This is a genomic window from Allobosea sp. GW823-FHT01F03 (assembly GCF_058798075.1).
The window spans coordinates 3,174,861-3,191,526 of the sequence record NZ_CM179505.1 but is presented as its reverse complement, the minus strand read 5'-3'; the positions used below and the strand labels follow the sequence as shown (position 1 = coordinate 3,191,526).

General features: G+C 66.5%; 12 protein-coding genes. 7 read left to right on the top strand and 5 right to left on the bottom strand.

Annotated elements, in window-relative coordinates:
• The first annotated feature begins 16 nt into the window (after nt 1-16).
• The 6 genes from AC3RCC_RS15315 to hspQ all read left to right on the top strand — a co-directional run bounded on the left by AC3RCC_RS15315 (nt 17) and on the right by hspQ (nt 8,448).
• On the top strand, nt 17-1,276 hold the full coding sequence (locus AC3RCC_RS15315; protein WP_291642400.1) for an efflux RND transporter periplasmic adaptor subunit: 1,260 nt from the start codon (nt 17-19) through the stop codon (nt 1,274-1,276).
• Nucleotides 1,276-4,416 (top strand): efflux RND transporter permease subunit, encoded by a 3,141-nt coding sequence (locus tag AC3RCC_RS15310; RefSeq protein ID WP_492255799.1) that lies wholly within the window; start codon nt 1,276-1,278, stop codon nt 4,414-4,416. The genes AC3RCC_RS15315 and AC3RCC_RS15310 overlap by 1 nt, the downstream gene beginning before the upstream one ends.
• Before the next feature lie 152 nt (nt 4,417-4,568).
• Complete coding sequence (locus AC3RCC_RS15305; RefSeq protein ID WP_492255798.1) at nt 4,569-5,528, top strand: DUF2865 domain-containing protein; 960 nt, start codon at nt 4,569-4,571, stop codon at nt 5,526-5,528.
• A 157-nt stretch (nt 5,529-5,685) separates the two neighbouring features.
• The gene (locus AC3RCC_RS15300; protein ID WP_492255797.1) at nt 5,686-6,780 is read left to right on the top strand and encodes a DUF2865 domain-containing protein; all 1,095 of its coding nucleotides are present in this window, start codon (nt 5,686-5,688) and stop codon (nt 6,778-6,780) included.
• Nucleotides 6,781-6,947: 167 nt separating this feature from the next.
• Nucleotides 6,948-7,997 (top strand): HpcH/HpaI aldolase/citrate lyase family protein, encoded by a 1,050-nt coding sequence (locus AC3RCC_RS15295; RefSeq protein WP_291641857.1) that lies wholly within the window; start codon nt 6,948-6,950, stop codon nt 7,995-7,997.
• A 121-nt stretch (nt 7,998-8,118) separates the two neighbouring features.
• The gene (gene hspQ, locus AC3RCC_RS15290) at nt 8,119-8,448 is read left to right on the top strand and encodes a heat shock protein HspQ (protein ID WP_291641856.1); all 330 of its coding nucleotides are present in this window, start codon (nt 8,119-8,121) and stop codon (nt 8,446-8,448) included.
• Nucleotides 8,449-8,622: 174 nt separating this feature from the next.
• Here hspQ and hflX read toward each other — a convergent pair whose 3' ends face one another.
• From hflX to AC3RCC_RS15270, 4 genes are all read right to left on the bottom strand, one after another.
• Complete coding sequence (hflX, locus tag AC3RCC_RS15285) at nt 8,623-10,020, bottom strand: GTPase HflX (RefSeq protein ID WP_291641854.1); 1,398 nt, start codon at nt 10,018-10,020, stop codon at nt 8,623-8,625.
• A 3-nt stretch (nt 10,021-10,023) separates the two neighbouring features.
• Nucleotides 10,024-10,272: an RNA chaperone Hfq gene (hfq, locus tag AC3RCC_RS15280; RefSeq protein WP_066469118.1), complete on the bottom strand. Its 249-nt coding sequence runs from the start codon at nt 10,270-10,272 to the stop codon at nt 10,024-10,026.
• Between the two features lie 196 nt (nt 10,273-10,468).
• A complete protein-coding gene (gene ntrX / locus AC3RCC_RS15275) occupies nt 10,469-11,836 on the bottom strand; it encodes a nitrogen assimilation response regulator NtrX (protein WP_492255796.1) in 1,368 nt (455 codons plus the stop codon).
• Nucleotides 11,833-14,082: a sensor histidine kinase NtrY-like gene (locus AC3RCC_RS15270; protein WP_492258790.1), complete on the bottom strand. Its 2,250-nt coding sequence runs from the start codon at nt 14,080-14,082 to the stop codon at nt 11,833-11,835. The genes ntrX and AC3RCC_RS15270 overlap by 4 nt, the downstream gene beginning before the upstream one ends.
• 252 nt (nt 14,083-14,334) lie before the next feature.
• Here AC3RCC_RS15270 and AC3RCC_RS15265 point away from each other — a divergent pair, with 252 nt between their 5' ends.
• Nucleotides 14,335-15,135: a bestrophin-like domain gene (locus AC3RCC_RS15265; protein WP_492255795.1), complete on the top strand. Its 801-nt coding sequence runs from the start codon at nt 14,335-14,337 to the stop codon at nt 15,133-15,135.
• 77 nt (nt 15,136-15,212) lie between these two features.
• Here the strand turns inward: AC3RCC_RS15265 and ntrC are convergent, their stop codons facing one another.
• Entirely contained in the window at nt 15,213-16,664 is a 1,452-nt protein-coding gene (gene ntrC, locus AC3RCC_RS15260; protein WP_291645448.1) for a nitrogen regulation protein NR(I), read from the bottom strand.
• Nucleotides 16,665-16,666 lie beyond the last annotated feature (2 nt).

Below are 16,666 nucleotides of genomic sequence, written 5' to 3'. Positions count from 1 at the left end.
TGGCGCAAGGCTCTTCATGGCAAGGCTGTCTCTCGGGCGTTTGGCCCTGTTCTCGGCGGCAGGAATCCTCGCTGTCGGCGCCGCTCTGCACTACACCGGCCGCCCCATCCCCTGGCCACTCGACCAGGTTCCCTATGGCAAGCTGATCCCGACACAGGCGAAGCCCCCTGCGCCGGTCGCCACCGGGCCGGGCGGGCGCGGCTCCGGCAGCCGTCCGGCGGTGACGGTCGTCACCGCCAAGGCCGAACGCCGGGCGATGCCGGTCCGCCTCGATGCGATCGGCACCGTCCAGGCGATCTCGTCGGTCAATGTCCGCTCGCGCGTCGACACGCAGATCACCGAGGTGGCCTTCAAGGATGGCGGCTACGTCAAGAAGGGCGACGTGCTCTTCCGGCTCGATTCGCGCTTGGCCGAGGCGCTGATCAAGCAATCGGAAGCCGGTGTCGCCAAGGACCGCGCCTCGCTCGCCTCGGCCGAGACTGATCTCAGGCGCGCCGAGGAACTGGCCAAGCGCGATTTCGCCACCGATCAGCGCCTCGATACCGCGCGCACCCAGGTCGCGACCCTGAAGGCGGCCATTCGCGGCGGCGAGGCTGCGGTCGAGGCGCTCAAGGTCCAGCTCAGCTACTACACCATCCTCGCCCCCGTCTCCGGCCGCATCGGCGCCGCCGGGCTTAAGGAAGGCAACATCGCCAAGACCGGCGACAATTCGACCGTACTGGTGACGATCAACCAGATCGACCCGATCTATGTCAGCTTCGCCGTCGCCCAGCGCCACCTCCCGGATATCCGCACAGCGATGGCGGCGGGGACCGCCGTCGTGCAAGCGACGCAACATGGCGTCTCGAAAAGCGTCGAGGGCACGATCGCGGTCATCGACAACCTGGTCGACGCGACGACCGGCACCATCCAGATCCGGGCCTCCTTCGAGAACGCCGACGAAACCCTCTGGCCCGGCGCGCTCTGCCAGGTCCGCGTGACGCTGCGTGTCGACCCCGACGCCGTTACCGTGCCGCGGGAGGCGATCCAGACCGGGCAGAACGGCTCCTTCGTCTTCGTCGTCGAAGACGGCGTCGCCCGGGCCCGGACGGTCGCCGTCGACCGCACGGTCGATGATCGTGTCGTGATCGCCTCCGGCCTCGTCGGCGACGAGACGGTCGTCGTCGACGGCCAGCTCCTGCTGACCGAAGGGGCCCGCACCGTCGAGCGCAAGCGCGATCGCGGCGGCCAGAGTCCACCGCCGAACCAGACTTCGCAGCGCGGGAGCGCCGGCTGATGAACCTGCCCGAGCTCTGCATCCGTCGCCCGGTCATGACCACTCTGGTCATGGCGACGTTCCTGATCTTCGGGCTCTTCGCCTTCAAGCAATTGCCGGTCGCAGCCCTGCCCCGCGTCGACTTCCCGACGATCAATGTCAGCGCGCGCCTGCCCGGCGCCAGCCCGGAGACGATGGCTTCGTCGATCGCCGCCCCGCTGGAGCGCGAATTCGCCTCGATCTCCGGCATCACCTCGATGTCCTCGGTCTCGCAGCTCGGCTCGACCTCGATCACCCTGCAATTCGACCTCAACCGCAACATCGACGGCGCCGCGCTCGATGTGCAGGCGGCGCTCAGCGCTACGACGCGGCGCCTGCCGCCGGAGCTCCCTGCCCCGCCGAGCTTCAGGAAGGTCAACCCGGCCGACCAGCCGGTGCTGTTCATGGTGCTGACCTCGGCGACCAAGCCGCTCTACGAGGTGCATGAGTTCGGCGAGAACGTGCTGCAGCAGCAGATCGCGCAATTGCCGGGCGTCGCCCAGGTCAACATCTTCGGCGCGCAGAAATACGCGGTGCGCATCCTGGTCAATCCCGATGCGGTCTCGGCACGCGGGCTCTCGCTCGCCGATGTCCGAAACGCCGTTTCGGCCGCCAACTCGAACTCGCCGGTCGGCACGCTGAACGGCATCAACCAGCGCCTGACCCTGGGAGCCACCGGTCAGCTCGAACGCGCCGCCGAATACGGCAACCTGATCATCTCGCAGAAGAACGGCATCCCGATCCGGCTCAGCGACGTCGCCCAGACCTTCGACTCCGTCGAGAACAACCAGACCGCGAGCTGGTATAATGGCGAGCGCTCGATCATCCTCGCCGTCTATCGCCAATCCGACGCCAACACCGTCGAAGTGGTCGACAGCATCAAGGACCGGCTCGAAGCCTATCGCGCGCAATTGCCGGCGGCGATGAACCTCGCGGTGTTGAACGACCGCTCGATCCCGATCCGCGAGGCGGTCGAGGATGTCGAGGTCTCGCTGATGATCGCCATCGTGCTGGTGATCATGGTGATCTTCCTCTTCCTGAAGAGCCTGACCGCCACGCTGATCCCGACGCTGGCGCTGCCGATCTCGCTGATCGGCACCTTCGCGATCATGTATGCGCTCGGCTATTCGCTCGACAACATCTCGCTGCTCGCGCTGACGCTTGCCGTCGGCTTCGTGGTCGACGACGCGATCGTCATGCTGGAGAACATCATCCGGCATATCGAGATGGGCAAGAAGCCGTTCCAGGCGGCGCTCGACGGCTCGCGCGAGATCGGCTTCACCATTCTCTCGATCACCATCTCGCTGGTCGCAGTCTTCATCCCCGTCTTCTTCATGGGCGGCGTGGTCGGCAAGGTCTTCGCCGAATTCGCCGGCACGATCGCCGCGGCGATCATCGTCTCCGGCTTCGTCTCGCTGACGCTGACGCCGATGCTCTGCGCCCGCTTCCTCAAGGCATATGACCAGCACAAGAAGCCGAACCTGCTCGACCGCACCTTCGAAGCCGGCTTCCAGGGCATGCTGTCAGCCTATCGCTGGACGCTGGACCATGTGCTGAAGGCCCGCTTCCTGATGCTGCTGTTCACGCTCGGCACGGTCTATGTCTCGGTCCAGCTCTATATCGACATCCCCAAGGGCTTCTTTCCGATCGAGGATACCGGCCTGCTGCGCGGCGCGACCGAGGGCCCGCCGGACACCTCCTTCGAGGCGATGGCGGAGCGCCAGATCCGCGTCGCCGAAATCGTCCGTGCCGACCCGGCGGTCGACTACCTGACCTCGAATATCGGCGGCTTCAACGCCACCAACAATGGCTTCATGTTCATCGCGCTGAAGCCCAAATCAGAGCGCGACAAGGCCGATGTGGTGATTGCGCGCCTGCGCCGCGCCACCGCCGAAGTGCCCGGCATGACGGCGGTGTTCCAGCAGGTCCAGAACATCAATCTCAATGCCGGCCGTGCCTCGCGCGCCCAATATCTCTATTCGCTGCAGGGGCCGGACCTCGCGGCGCTGTTCAATTACGCGCCGCTGATGCAGCAGCGGCTCGCCCAGATTCCGCAACTGCGCGACGCCAACATCGATCTTCAGCTACGCAACCCGCAGCTCTCGATCGACATCGACCGCGAGCGCGCCGCCAGCCTCGGCATCTCCAGCGACCAGATCCGCCAAGCGCTTGGCAACGCCTTCGGCTCGCGCCAGATCGCCACGATCTTCACGCCCGCGACCGACTACCAGGTGATCATGGAGGCGAACCGCGCCTATCAGCAGGATCCGGGCGTGCTCTCGCGGCTCCTGCTCAAGACCGCGAACGGCCAGAACGTCCCGCTGGAAACCGTGGCGACGATCAAGCCGAGCGTCGGTCCGCTCGCGGTCAATCGGATCTCGCAGCAGCCGGCGGTGACGATCTCGTTCAACACGGCGCCCGGCGTCTCGCTCGGCGATGCCGTCAACGCGATCCGCGCCGCCGAGCGCGACGTGAACCTCCCCGCCTCGATCGTCACCAGCTTCGCCGGCTCGGCCCAGCTCTTCCAGGATGCGTTGAAGGGCCAGGGCCTGCTGATCTTCGCGGCGATCCTGGTGATCTACATCATCCTCGGCATTCTCTATGAGAGCTTCATTCACCCGATCACGATCCTCTCCGGGTTGCCTTCGGCCGGCCTCGGCGCCCTGCTCGCGCTGCAGTACTTTCACATGGACCTGTCGGTGATCGCGATCATCGGCATCCTGATGCTGGTCGGCATCGTCAAGAAGAACGCGATCATGATGGTCGACTTCGCGATCGAGCGCCGCCGCCATGGCGACGATGCGCTCTCGGCAATCCGCGAAGCCGCGCTGGTGCGCTTCCGGCCGATCATGATGACAAGTTTCGCCGCGATCTTCGGCGTGCTGCCGATCGCGCTGGGCGCCGGCGCCGGCGCCGAACTGCGCCAGCCGCTCGGCATCGCCGTGGTCGGCGGCCTCCTGGTTTCGCAGCTCCTGACGCTCTACATCACGCCGGTGATCTATTTCTACCTCGACAAGGTCGACAGCTGGATCGCCGGGCGCGGCCGCGGCGAGCCCGACGAAACGCCGGTCGAGGCTGCACCGGTCGCCGTCCCGCAGGCCCTGCATCGCGCCGAGCGCTGATCGCGATCCGTTAAGGATCCGCCGCGCCTGCGGGCCGATCCTTCAAATTTTCGAGAATTTTTTCGAGCATTCTGAACAGCGCCCGGCCTACCGCTCACCACATGACGAGCTTCGTGGGGGAGCGCAGGGACATGCCGGGCGTTGGGGAAGGGATGGCAGAGTGGCCTCGCGCCGCTGGCCCCGGCGCTGGCAAGCATTCCGCCGGCTATCGGCCCCGGCTCTTTCATGGCTCTGCTCTCCTCACCGTCGCCATCGGCGCCGGCGCCCTGTTGGCGGCCTCCTCATTCGTACGCGCCGAGGACGATGCCGGAATCCGCGCCTTCCACCGGGCCGAAGCGACCAGATGGGCCGGCCGGCCGGCCGCGACCTCTGCCCCGGCGCCTCTCTGGCTCGCCCGCCCGCCCCTCGCCGCACGGAATGAAGGGCGCCTCGGCCAGCCTGCCCGTCCCAAGCCGCGGCTGGCAGCCCCTCACGATCGCGGTTCCTTTGCCGGCATGGGCAGTGCCGGCCGTACGGTCTGCGTGCGCCTTTGCGATGGCTTCCATGCTCCGCTCGGTCATGCCCGCTCACAGGCCGATTTCCGGGCCCAGGAAGCCTTGTGCGAGGCGCAGAACCCCGGTGTTCCCGTCAAGCTCTTCCGACTGCAGGCGGGCGCTGCGACGGTCGATCGTGCCATAGCCGGCGACGGCACCCGCTATGCCGCGCTGCCGAACGCCTATGCCTATGAGAAGAAGGCCGATCCGATCTGCCGGCCGGCCATTGCCGGTGCCGGCGAACGGCGCGTTTCTCTGCTGCGCGACATCACCTTGCGTCCCGGTGACTCCATCGTCCTCGACGGCAAGGTTGCGACCTTCACGGGCGCCTCGGCCTTTCCCTACGAGGCCGGCGACTTCGAGGATTTTCGCCAGGCCGGCAAGCTCGGCTCTGCCACGAAGCGGATGATCGACGAGACCGTCGGCATCAGCCAAGCCGAGGCGCGCCAGAAATTCCTGCGCCAGAGCCTTCAGGTGCGCGAAGCGCCGCGCGAACTTGCCAGCGTGGCCGAGCTTCGCGGCATGCTCGATTCTGACACCCGCATAGCCGTGCCACTGCGGGAGACAATCCTGCGCTGAGGCGCGTGCAGCTCACCTCCCGAGTTCTGCGGCGGGCGCGGCGTTAAGCATCGCGCCCGTTTGCCGTTGCGGCCGCCGGCGATTGAATACTAACAAAAAGTAAATTATGGCTCGTTTGCGGCGGACAGCTGAACCAGCGAGCGATGGAGTGATCGCGGTGTTTCGTGTCCGTAATATCGATTCGATTGCTCCCAAGGCAGCCATCGCTCTCGCTTCGACCCCTGCTGCGGCAGGCCGGGTCGGCAGCGGGCGCAAGCTGATGCGCCTGGCGGCGATGACCGGGTTCGGCCTTGCCTTGGGCGCCGGCGGCATGGTGCTGACCGTCACCTTGGTCCAGGCCGAGGACGACGCCGGAATCAGGGCCTTTCATCGGCAGGAGGCCGCGGCCCGGCAGGCCCGGTACCAGGCTGCGCCGCGAGCGGTCTATGCCTCCGCGCGGGCCTATGCCCCCGAGCGCAATCTCTGGACCCTGCCGCTCTGGCAGGCTCGTCCCGACGGCGTGATCGCGCATCCGAAGGTCGAGCTGAACCCGTTCAAGCGGCGTGAAGCCGCGCCGAAGCGCGCGCCCGCCCGACAACCGGCGATCCGCTTTGACACCGTCTCGGGCGCCGCCGACATGACGCGCACCATCTGTGTGCGCCTGTGCGACGGCTTCCACGCGCCGATCGGCTATCTCCGGAGCCAGGGCGATCTGAAGGCGCATGAGGCGCTTTGCCAGGCCAATAATCCCGGCATTCCGGTCAAGGTCTTCAAGGTCGCCGCAGGGGCCACGACCATCGACGGCGCGGTCGCCTCGGACGGCAGGACCTATCGCGCTCTGCCGGTCGCTTATGGCTATGAGCAAGCCTCGGACCCGGCCTGCCGCCCTGCCATCGTCAACCCCGGCGAACGCCGCGTCTCCCTGCTGCGCGACATCACCTTGCGTCCCGGCGACAGCGTCGTTCTCGACGGCAAGGTGCGAACCTTCGCCGGCTCGACCAAATGGCCCTATACCGCCTCCGATTTCCGCGACTTCCGCGACTCGTCCGATCTCAACGCGCGGCAGCGGCGCGAGATCGATGCAAGAGTCGGCATCTCGCATCGCGAGGCCGAACTGCGCAGTTTCCAGCGCCGGATTCGTGTACGGGAGGCCAGTCTGCAGGATCCGAGCTTCGCCAGCGACGCTCCCATGCTCCGCGGCGGACTCGGACCGCGCGACCGCGTGGGCCCTGCGCCGAGGATCGTGCTCGAGACACCTTTCACCCGGAATTGAGCTGGGACCTAGGCGCCCGACCAAGGGGTGTCAAATGAGATTATTTTCTTGATTTTTACAATAAGAAAATAGTCCCAGGCAATTTTACCTAGATCTCTATCCCAAAGCCCAGTGGACGCCGCCAGCACGCTCGGCCACATTCGCTGCAGCGCAGCATGGAGCCGAGCATGAGCACGAAGACACCCCGCCAGTTCTACCGCCCCCTGGCGATCGGTGCGCCGGAGCCCTATCGGGAGCCGCCGCTGCGCCTGGAGCGGATGATCCATTTCGTCCCGCCCCATCTCGAAAAGGTGCGGGCCAAGGTTCCCGAGCTCGCCGGCCAGGTCGATATCGTGCTCGGCAATCTCGAGGATGCGATTCCGGTCGAGGCCAAGCAGGCCGCCCGGGACGGCTTCATCGAACTGGCCAAGGCCACCGATTTCGGCGCCACCGGTCTCTGGACCCGCGTCAACGCCCTGAACTCGCCCTGGTTCCTCGATGACATTGCCGCCATCATGAGCGAGATCGGCGGCAAGCTCGACGTCGTCATGGTGCCGAAGGTCGAGGGCCCCTGGGATATCCACTTCGTCGACCAGCTGCTGGCGCAATACGAGGCGCGGCACGCCCTGCGAAAGCCGGTGCTGATCCACGCCATCCTGGAGACGGCCGAGGGCGTCAAGAATGTCGATGCGATCGCCACGGCCTCCCCGCGCATGCATGGCATGAGCCTCGGCCCGGCCGATCTCGCCGCCTCCCGTGCGATGAAGACGACACGTGTCGGCGGCGGCCACCCTGAATACAAAGTGATCGCCGATCCCCAGGCCGATGGTGGGCCACGGGCCGTAGCCCAGCAGGATCTCTGGCACTACACGCTGGCGAAGATGGTCGACGCCTGCGCCTCCGCTGGCCTGAAGCCGTTCTACGGCCCGTTCGGCGATTTCTCGGACGCCGCCGCCTGCGAAGCACAATTCCGCAATGCCTTCCTGCTCGGCTGCTCCGGCGCCTGGACGCTGCATCCCTCCCAGATCGAGATCGCCAAGCGGGTCTTCAGCCCGGACCCGGACGAGGTTGCCTTCGCCCGTCGCATCCTGGACGCCATGCCGGATGGTTCCGGCGCGGTGATGATCGACGGCAAGATGCAGGACGACGCCACCTGGAAGCAGGCCAAGGTCATCGTCGATCTGGCGCGGCAGGTCGCGGGGCGCGATCCGGCGCTCGCAGCCCGCTACGGTTTGTGACGCGAAGTCGTGACCGCGACGGAGATTGACCTGACGGCGAGCTAATCCTAGGTCAGGCTTGGGTCGGCGACGCATTCTGGCGGGGTGAAACCCCGCCATATCAAAAACAGATCGAAGAAGCATGGAAGCAAGAACTGCGAAATTCCGCATCGGACAGGTGGTACGTCATCGCGTTTACCCGTTCCGCGGCGTAATCTTCGATGTCGATCCGGTCTTTTCCAATTCCGAGGAGTGGTGGCTCGCAATCCCAGAGAATCTGCGCCCGTCCAAGGATCAACCCTTCTACCATCTGTTCGCCGAGAACGAGGAGACCGAATACGTCGCCTATGTCTCCGAACAGAACCTGGTCAGTGACGAGACGGGACAGCCGATCCGCCATCCCCAGGCGCGCGAATTCTTCCGGCGCGACCGCAAGGGGCGCTATCGGCTCGACAAGGCCGAGCTGAACTAGGCAGGGCCCCAGCGTTCGGACGAAGCGAATCTGCCGACCGAAACCTCGCTCCGGGGAAGCCGCGATGCGGCGCAGCTCCGGAATTCATCGCAGAGCGCTGAGGGCTGTGATGGCTTCCGGCGCTCCCTTTTGCAGCGCAGCCGGAATGATGGCGCGTGTTGCTCGGACGCCGCCCTATCGCTCCGGCTCGGCCTCCGGAAAACGCGCCGCGAAGGCCCCTTCCCGCTCGGGCGGCAGCCGCACCAGCAGGCTCAGCGCGCCGTCCTCACCGTCGCTGCGCGCCAGAATCTCGCCATTGGCGTGCAGCCAGGCCAGCGATTTGCCGTCGCCCGGCGCGAGCACCAGCCGGTAGACCGGGCGGCTCCGCGCGATCCTGGCCTCGATCGCATCGGTCAGGCGCGTCATCCCCTCGCCGGTCAGGGCCGAGACCAGGACGGGCCGGGAAGCCTCCGGCCTCAGCCCGGCAAGCGCCGCCTGACGTTCGCGCTCGCCCTCGCCTAGCAGATCGGCCTTGTTCCAGACTTCGATCACGCGCTGGCCGTCATCGGGGTCGATGCCGAGATCGCGCAGGATCGCCCGCACATCCGCGGCCTGGGCCTGCGTGTCCTCATGCGAGACGTCGCGGACATGCAGCAGCACATCCGCCTCGATCGCATCCTCCAAGGTCGCGCGGAAGGCGGCGACGAGCTGGGTCGGCAGATCCGAGATGAAGCCGACCGTGTCGGAGAGCAGGATCTTGGCGCCATGCGGCAGCTTCAGCGCCCGCGCCGTCGGATCGAGCGTGGCGAACAGCATGTCCTGCGCCAGGACCTCGGCCGAGGTTAGGCGGTTGAACAATGTCGACTTGCCGGCATTGGTGTAGCCGACGAGCGCGACGATCGGATAGGGCACGCGCTTGCGGCTGGCGCGATGCAGTGAGCGCGTGCGCTTCACTGTCTCGAGGTCGCGCTCGATCTTGGTCATCCGCTCCTGGATGACCCGCCTGTCGGCCTCGATCTGGGTTTCGCCGGGGCCGCCGAGGAAGCCGAAGCCGCCGCGCTGGCGCTCGAGATGAGTCCAGGACCGCACGAGCCGGCTCTTCTGATAATTGAGATGCGCGAGCTCGACCTGCAGCGTGCCTTCACGCGTGCGGGCGCGCCGGCCGAAGATCTCGAGGATCAGGCCGGTCCGGTCGATGACCTTGCAGCCGAAAGCCTTTTCGAGATTGCGCTGCTGCACCGGCGAGAGGGCGCAGTCCATCACGACGAGCCCGATCTCCTCGAGCTTCACCCGTTCCGCCAGCTCCTCGACCTTGCCCTTGCCGAGATAGGTCGCGGGCCGAAGCGCGCTCAGCATGACCTGGATCGCGTCGACCACCTGCAGGTCGATCGCGCCGGCGAGGCCTATCGCCTCGTCGAGGCGTGCCGCATGACTGCGCTGGTTCTCATCGGCCGCGCCGGCCCGGCCCGGGAGGGAGCGGGCCGGATAGGGGCCGACGACGAAGGCGCGGGTATCGGCCGCGATGGCGTGCTCCGCCGCATCGATCGGCTTGGCGATCGACGCGTCGGAATCACTCCCGGCCTTGCCGGCCATGGCTCAGGCCTTTTCCTGTTCCTCGGACTCGAACAGCTGCACGGGGTGACCCGGCATGATCGTCGAGATCGCATGCTTGTAGACGAGCTGCGAATGGCCATCGCGGCGCAGCAGCACGCAGAAATTGTCGAACCAGGTGACGACGCCCTGAAGCTTCACGCCGTTCACGAGGAAAATGGTGAGGGGAATCTTCTGTTTGCGGACGTGGTTGAGAAACGTGTCCTGGAGATTCTGAGCCCGCTCTGCGGCCATGTTGTGCCTCTGTTGTTGGGATCGCAATCGGCTTGCGCATGCGATCCAGATCGTTCCGTTGGGAGCACGGCGACAGCCGCCGAGCCTCGGAACACCGACGCTCCATTAGATCGTGAGGGCGCGATGTCGCGCAAGGGTTGCGGTGCAACAATTTTAGGCGACCGCCCTGCGTGAAACGCATTGCGGACGCACTATGCTACCCCACTCCCAGCGATTTCAGCTTGCGATGAAGAGCTGAGCGCTCCATGCCGATGAATTCCGCCGTGCGCGAGATGTTGCCCGAGAAGCGGGCGATCTGCGCCATCAGATACTCCCGCTCGAAAATCTCGCGGGCGTCGCGCAGCGGCAGGCTCATCAGCTTTTCGCCCCCCGCTCCCGACGGCGTGGTCGGCACCATCGCTCCAACCTCGGCCGGCAGCATCTCCACGGTGATCTCGGCACCGGGATCGCCCTTGGTCAGGATCATCAGCCGCTCGACATTGTTGCGCAGCTCACGGACATTGCCGGGCCATTCATGCGATTGCAGGATCGCCATGGCCTCGCCGCCGATGCGGCGCTTGGGCAGGCCGCTGGCCACCGAGATCTGCTCCATGAAGAACTCGATCAGCTCGGGCACGTCCTCGCGCCGCTCCGACAGCGCCGGCACCCGGATCGGCACCACGCCGAGGCGATGGTAAAGATCCTCGCGCAATTGCCCTTCGGCGATCAGCCTGACGAGATCGCGGCTGCTCGAGGAGATGATCCTGACGTCGACATGAACGCGCGTCGCGCCGCCGACGCGCTGGAAGTTCTGGTCGACCAGCACGCGCAGGATCCGGTTCTGGGTCTCGCGCGGCATGTCGCCGATCTCGTCGATGTAGAGCGAGCCGCCATGCGCCTCCTCGAGCGCACCGACCCGGCGCGAGCGCCCCTCGCCGCCTTCGACGCCGAAGAGCTCCTCCTCCATCGTCTCGGGCGTGATCGTCGCCGCGTTGATCACGATGAACGGGCCGCCGGAACGGGTCGAGGCTTCGTGCAGCGTCCGCGCCGTCAGCTCCTTGCCGCAGCCGGGCTCGCCGGTGATCAGCACGCGCGCATTGGTCGGCGCCACGCGCTCCAGCGTCTGCCTGAGCTGATTGATCGCGCTCGAACGGCCGACGATCCGGCTCGCCTGGACCGAACGCGTCTTGAGGTCTCGCACCTCGCGACGCAGTCGCGACGCCTCGAGCGCGCGCTCGGCGACGAGCACCAGCCTGTCGGCCTTGAACGGCTTCTCGATGAAGTCGTAGGCGCCGTGCTTGATCGCCGAGACCGCGGTCTCGATGTTGCCATGGCCGGAGATCATCACCACGGCGAGCTCGGGATGGCTCTCCTTGATCAGCTCCAGCACCTGCAACCCGTCGAGCCGGCTGCCCTGCAGCCAGATGTCGAGAAAGACCAGATTCGGCCGCCGCGCGGCGATCGCCGCCAGGGCCTCGTCTGCCGAACCGGCCTTGCGTGTCCGGTAGCCCTCGTCCTCCAGCAGGCCGGCGACGAGTTCGCGAATATCGGCCTCGTCGTCGACGACGAGAATGTCAGCGCTCATGCCTTGGTCCCGTTCATCTGTCCTCCGGCTGTCTCCGCCGGTCTATTGCGCGTTTCTGAGTTCACTTCGCCGCTCTCCGCCGGCCCGGTCTCGACGAACCAGAGCCTGACATGCGCGCCGCGGGCGTTGTCGGGCCGGTCGAGCAGCTCGATGCCGCCGCCATGGTCCTCGAGGATCTTGCCGACGATGGCGAGGCCGAGACCGGTGCCGCCGTCGCGGGTCGTCATATAGGGCTCCAGCAGCTTGTGGCGCTGGTCGGCCGGCAGACCCTTGCCGTTGTCGAGGATGTCGATAACGATTCGGCCATCGCCGTGGCGTTCCAGGGAGATATCGATGCGGCCCTTGCCGCGCTCCTCGCCCGGCACCGCCTCGATCGCCTCGGTCGCGTTCTTGATGACATTGGTCAGCGCCTGCGACATCAGCCGGCGATCGAACTGGGCGAGCAGCGGCTCGGCCGGCAGGCGATCGGCGATGATGAGTTCGGGATTGCCGACGCGCATCAGGAAGACGATCTGACGCACCGTCTCGACGATGTCCTCCCGCGCCAACGAAGGCTTCGGCATGCGCGCGAAGGAGGAGAATTCGTCGACCATGCGGCGGATATCGTCGACCTGGCGCACGATCGTCGCCGTGCATTGATCGAAGATCTCCTTGTCCTCGACGATGACCCGGCCGAATTTGCGGCGGATGCGCTCTGCCGAAAGCTGGATCGGCGTCAGCGGATTCTTGATCTCATGCGCGATCCGGCGCGCCACATCGGCCCAGGCCGCCGTGCGCTGCGCCGTGACGAGATCCGTGATGTCATCCAGCGTCACGACCAGTCCGGCACCGGCCCCCTCGCCTTCGCGCACGGCCCGGATGTTGACCATGCGGTCGCGTCCGCCGCGCGTGATCACGACCTGACCGGAGCTCATGCGTTGGCGATTGGCCATCGCCTCCGAGACGAACTCCGCGACCTCCGGGGCGATCTCGGCGATCGGCTGCCCGAGCAGGCGCCCGCCCGTCCCGAGCAGAGCGTCGGCGGAGCGGTTGCTGATCGTCACATGCCCGCCCTCGTCCAGGCTGAGCACGCCCGATGAGACGCCGGACAGAACGGTCTCGGTGAAGCGCCGTCGGCGGTCGATCACCTCGCTCGCCGTCACCAGCCCGTCGCGCTGCCGGCGGAGCTCGGCCGTCATCTTGTTGAAGGTCTCGCCGAGATGGGCGAGGTCGCCCTCGGCTCGCCGGATCGGCACCTGCACGTAGAAATTGCCGCTGGAGACCTGATCGGTGGCGTGGATCATCCGTCGGATCGGCGCCACCAGTCCATTGGCGAAGTTCAGCCCGAGCCAGCTCGCCGAGAGCAGGAGGATCACCGCGATCAGGCCGTACATCGAGGCGAAGGCGATCTGTACGCCTTTGCGACGCGCATCGATGCCGAGATATTCCACCGCTGCCGCTCGGGCGACCGCCGGGAATTCGACCGCCAGCGGGTCGACCTCGCGCGCGACATAGAGAAACGCGCCGTCATAGGAGGCGAGCTTCACCAACGCGCCGAAGATTCGTCCTGTCGACGGCACGACACAGATCGGCTCCGGCGAAGTCTGGGCATCCTCGAAAGCGGCGGCATCCGGTTTGCTGGCGCCGCGCAACACGTCGATATTGGCCCGCACCAGCACAGTGTCCGGCGGCTTCATGATCCAGACCACCGGCAAGCCAAGCGCCGTGGCGCGCGCCGTCAGGAAATTCTCGAACCAGGGCCGATCCACGTCGAATGCCGGCTTGGCACGCGCGAGATCGTCCGCCAGCAGGCGGATTTCCCGGCCGAGCGAGCGGCATTGGTTCGCCGTATAGGCATCGGCGACCTCGACCGACTTGAAGATCACATCGCGCATCCGGTCCGAGAACCAGGGCTCGAGGCCGCGCTCCAAGGTGACGGTCGCGACCACGGCGACCAGAGCGGCCGGCAGGGCGGCGACGATGCTGAACAGGCTGACGATGCGCACATGCAGGCCGGCGGCCGCGACGCCCGCCCGCCGGGCGCGGATCAGCACGGCCGCCTCGATGGCGACGATGACCAGCAGCAGCAGGATCAGGAAGCCGTTCAGCACGAACAGGCCGAGCACGACCTCATGGACCGGCGCCACCGGCGTCGCGCCGGCCAGGACGAGGAAGGTCGCAAGCCCGGAAACCAGGGCGAAGCAGACCACCGTCGCCCCGAGCCAGGCCGAGAAACGCCTGGGAGGCTCTTCCGTACGCGGCGTCATGCGAAGGTCGCCGATCGAGGCAGTCAAGACGAGGTCGAAGCTCCTTGGACGCCCCCCGTCGGAATGCGGGCCGGGCGAACGGACGCTGTGATGCGCCGCCGCAACGGTGTTGTCAAAATATGACACGGGCAAGGCAGGAAACCTTGCCGGCAAGAGCTCCGTGAAAGCCAATCTGTTGAAGCCCGGATAGGGCTCTATACCCCCTCGCAGACTGTCTCTAGCCTGTGCATAAGACGGATCCCAGAGGCCATCATGCTCATCGCCTTCCATCAACTACCGTTGGCCGCGATGTTCCTGGTCGTCTGGTCGATCAGCACTGCGATCTGCTGGCTGCTGATCGGCTTCGTCCGGTTCGCCGTGCCGCGCATGGGCTACCGGTTGAGCGAGCCGCTGCCGATTCGCGATTCCCTCATCAATGCCTGCGGCGCGCTCTTTGCCCTGATCGTCGCCTTCTCGGCGGCCGGCATCTGGAACGACGCCGTCTCCGCCCGCACTGCGGTTCAGCGCGAGGCCGATGCCGTGGAGAACGCCTTGGTCGTTTCGGCCGGCTTGCCGGACGAGGTGCAGAGCCGGTTGAACGGTGGTCTGCAAGCCTATCTCAAGGAGGTCATCGCGACGGACTGGCCAGCCATGGCCAGGAGCACGCCGCTCGACGACAAGGTCTACGATCAGTCGGAAAAGCACCTGCTTGGCGCGATCGACCTGATCGCCCGGCAGAATCGCGCGCTGGGCGACGGGACGAGCTATTCACCGCTGCTCGGTCAATTGCTGGAGATCCGGCACGCCCGGCTCGCCCGCCTCGCAGCCTCCCGGGCCGGGACGACATGGGCGCAATGGAGCGCGATGTGGCTGATATCGACGGCGACTCTGCTATTGATCATTATCTGCCACAGCCACACGTTCCGCATGCAGGTCCTGGCATCGCAGATCTATGTGCTGGTCGCCGCCGCGGCCTATTTCGTGGTCCTGGCGCATGACAGGCCGTTCGTCGGCAAGATATCGATCCAGCCGATCGCCATGCAGGGGCTCGTAACGCAGTCGGCTGCGAAGTGACTGGCTTGGAGCGCCTTCTGTGCGCCAAGCGCCACCCTGTTCGCTCGAAAAATGCTCCATCACTTTCGCCCGCAGCCTCAACGCGGCGAGCGCACCACCTGCATGTCGAGCTCGCGGATCTTCTTGCGCAGGGTGTTGCGGTTGAGTCCGAGCAGTTCGGCGGCGCGGATCTGGTTGCCGCGGGTCGCCGCCAGCGCCGCCGCGATCAAAGGCGGCTCGATCTCGCGCAGGATACGGTGATAGAGCCCCGGAGGCGGGACATGATCGCCGAAACCCGAAAAATACTGGGTGAGATGACGCTCCATCGAGCCTGAAAGCGTCTCCGCGCGCTCCGGCCCGCCGCCGGCGCCGGCATAGTTCGGCGTCGCCGCGGCAGGTTGCAGCTCCGCCTCGACGATCGGGGCCGTGATCGTCTCCTGCGGATAGAGTGCCGCCAGCCGCCGGACGAGGTTTTCCAGCTCGCGGACATTGCCCGGCCAGCGATAGCGCCGCATCACGTCCATCGCCTCGGAATCGATCTGCTTGCGCGGCAGGCCTTCCTTCTCGACCAGGCCGAAGAAATGGCGGACGAGGTCCGGCACGTCCTCGACCCGCTCGCGCAGCGGCGGCAGGCGGATCGGCACGACGTTCAGCCGGAAAAACAGATCCTCGCGGAACAGCCCATGCGCGATCGAGATGCGGAGATCCTTGTTGGTCGCGGCGACGATGCGGACATTGGTCTTGATCGGCGTGCGCCCCCCGACCGTGGTGTATTCGCCCTGCTGGAGCACGCGCAGCAGCCGCGTCTGGGCCTCCATCGGCATATCGCCGATCTCGTCGAGGAAGAGCGTGCCGCCCTCGGCCTGCTCGAAGCGCCCGGAGGAGCGGGTCAGCGCCCCGGTGAAGGCGCCCTTCTCATGGCCGAACAGCTCGGATTCGATCAGGTCCTTCGGGATCGCCGCCATGTTGATCGCGACGAAGGGCCCGTTGCGGCGCTTGCCGTAATCGTGGAGCGCCCGCGCCACCAGCTCCTTGCCGGTCCCGGATTCGCCGTTGATCATCACGGTGAGGTCGATCGGCATCAGCCGTGCCAGCGCGCGGTAGACGTCCTGCATGGCCGGCGAGCGGCCGATCAGCGGGATGTCGTCGGGCTCAGCCGCGTGCCCGCGCCCGACCTCGCCGCGCGGGCGCGACAGGGCGCGGCCGACGATCGCGACCAGTTCCTTCAGGTCGAAAGGCTTTGGCAGATATTCATAGGCGCCGCGCTCGGAGGCCTTGATCGCGGTCATGAAGGTGTTCTGCGCGCTCATCACGATGATCGGCAGCTCGGGCCGAACCCGCTTGATCCGCGGCAGCAGATCGAAAGCGTTGCCGTCGGGCATGACGACGTCGGTGATGATCAGGTCGCCGAGCCCCTGGGCCGCCCAGGTCCACAAGGTCGCCGCCTGTCCGGTGGTTCTGACCTCGTAGCCGGCGCGAGCGAGCGCCTGGTTGAGGACCGTGCGGATGGCGGCGTCGTCATCCGCGATGAGAATGTTACCCGTCGGCATGC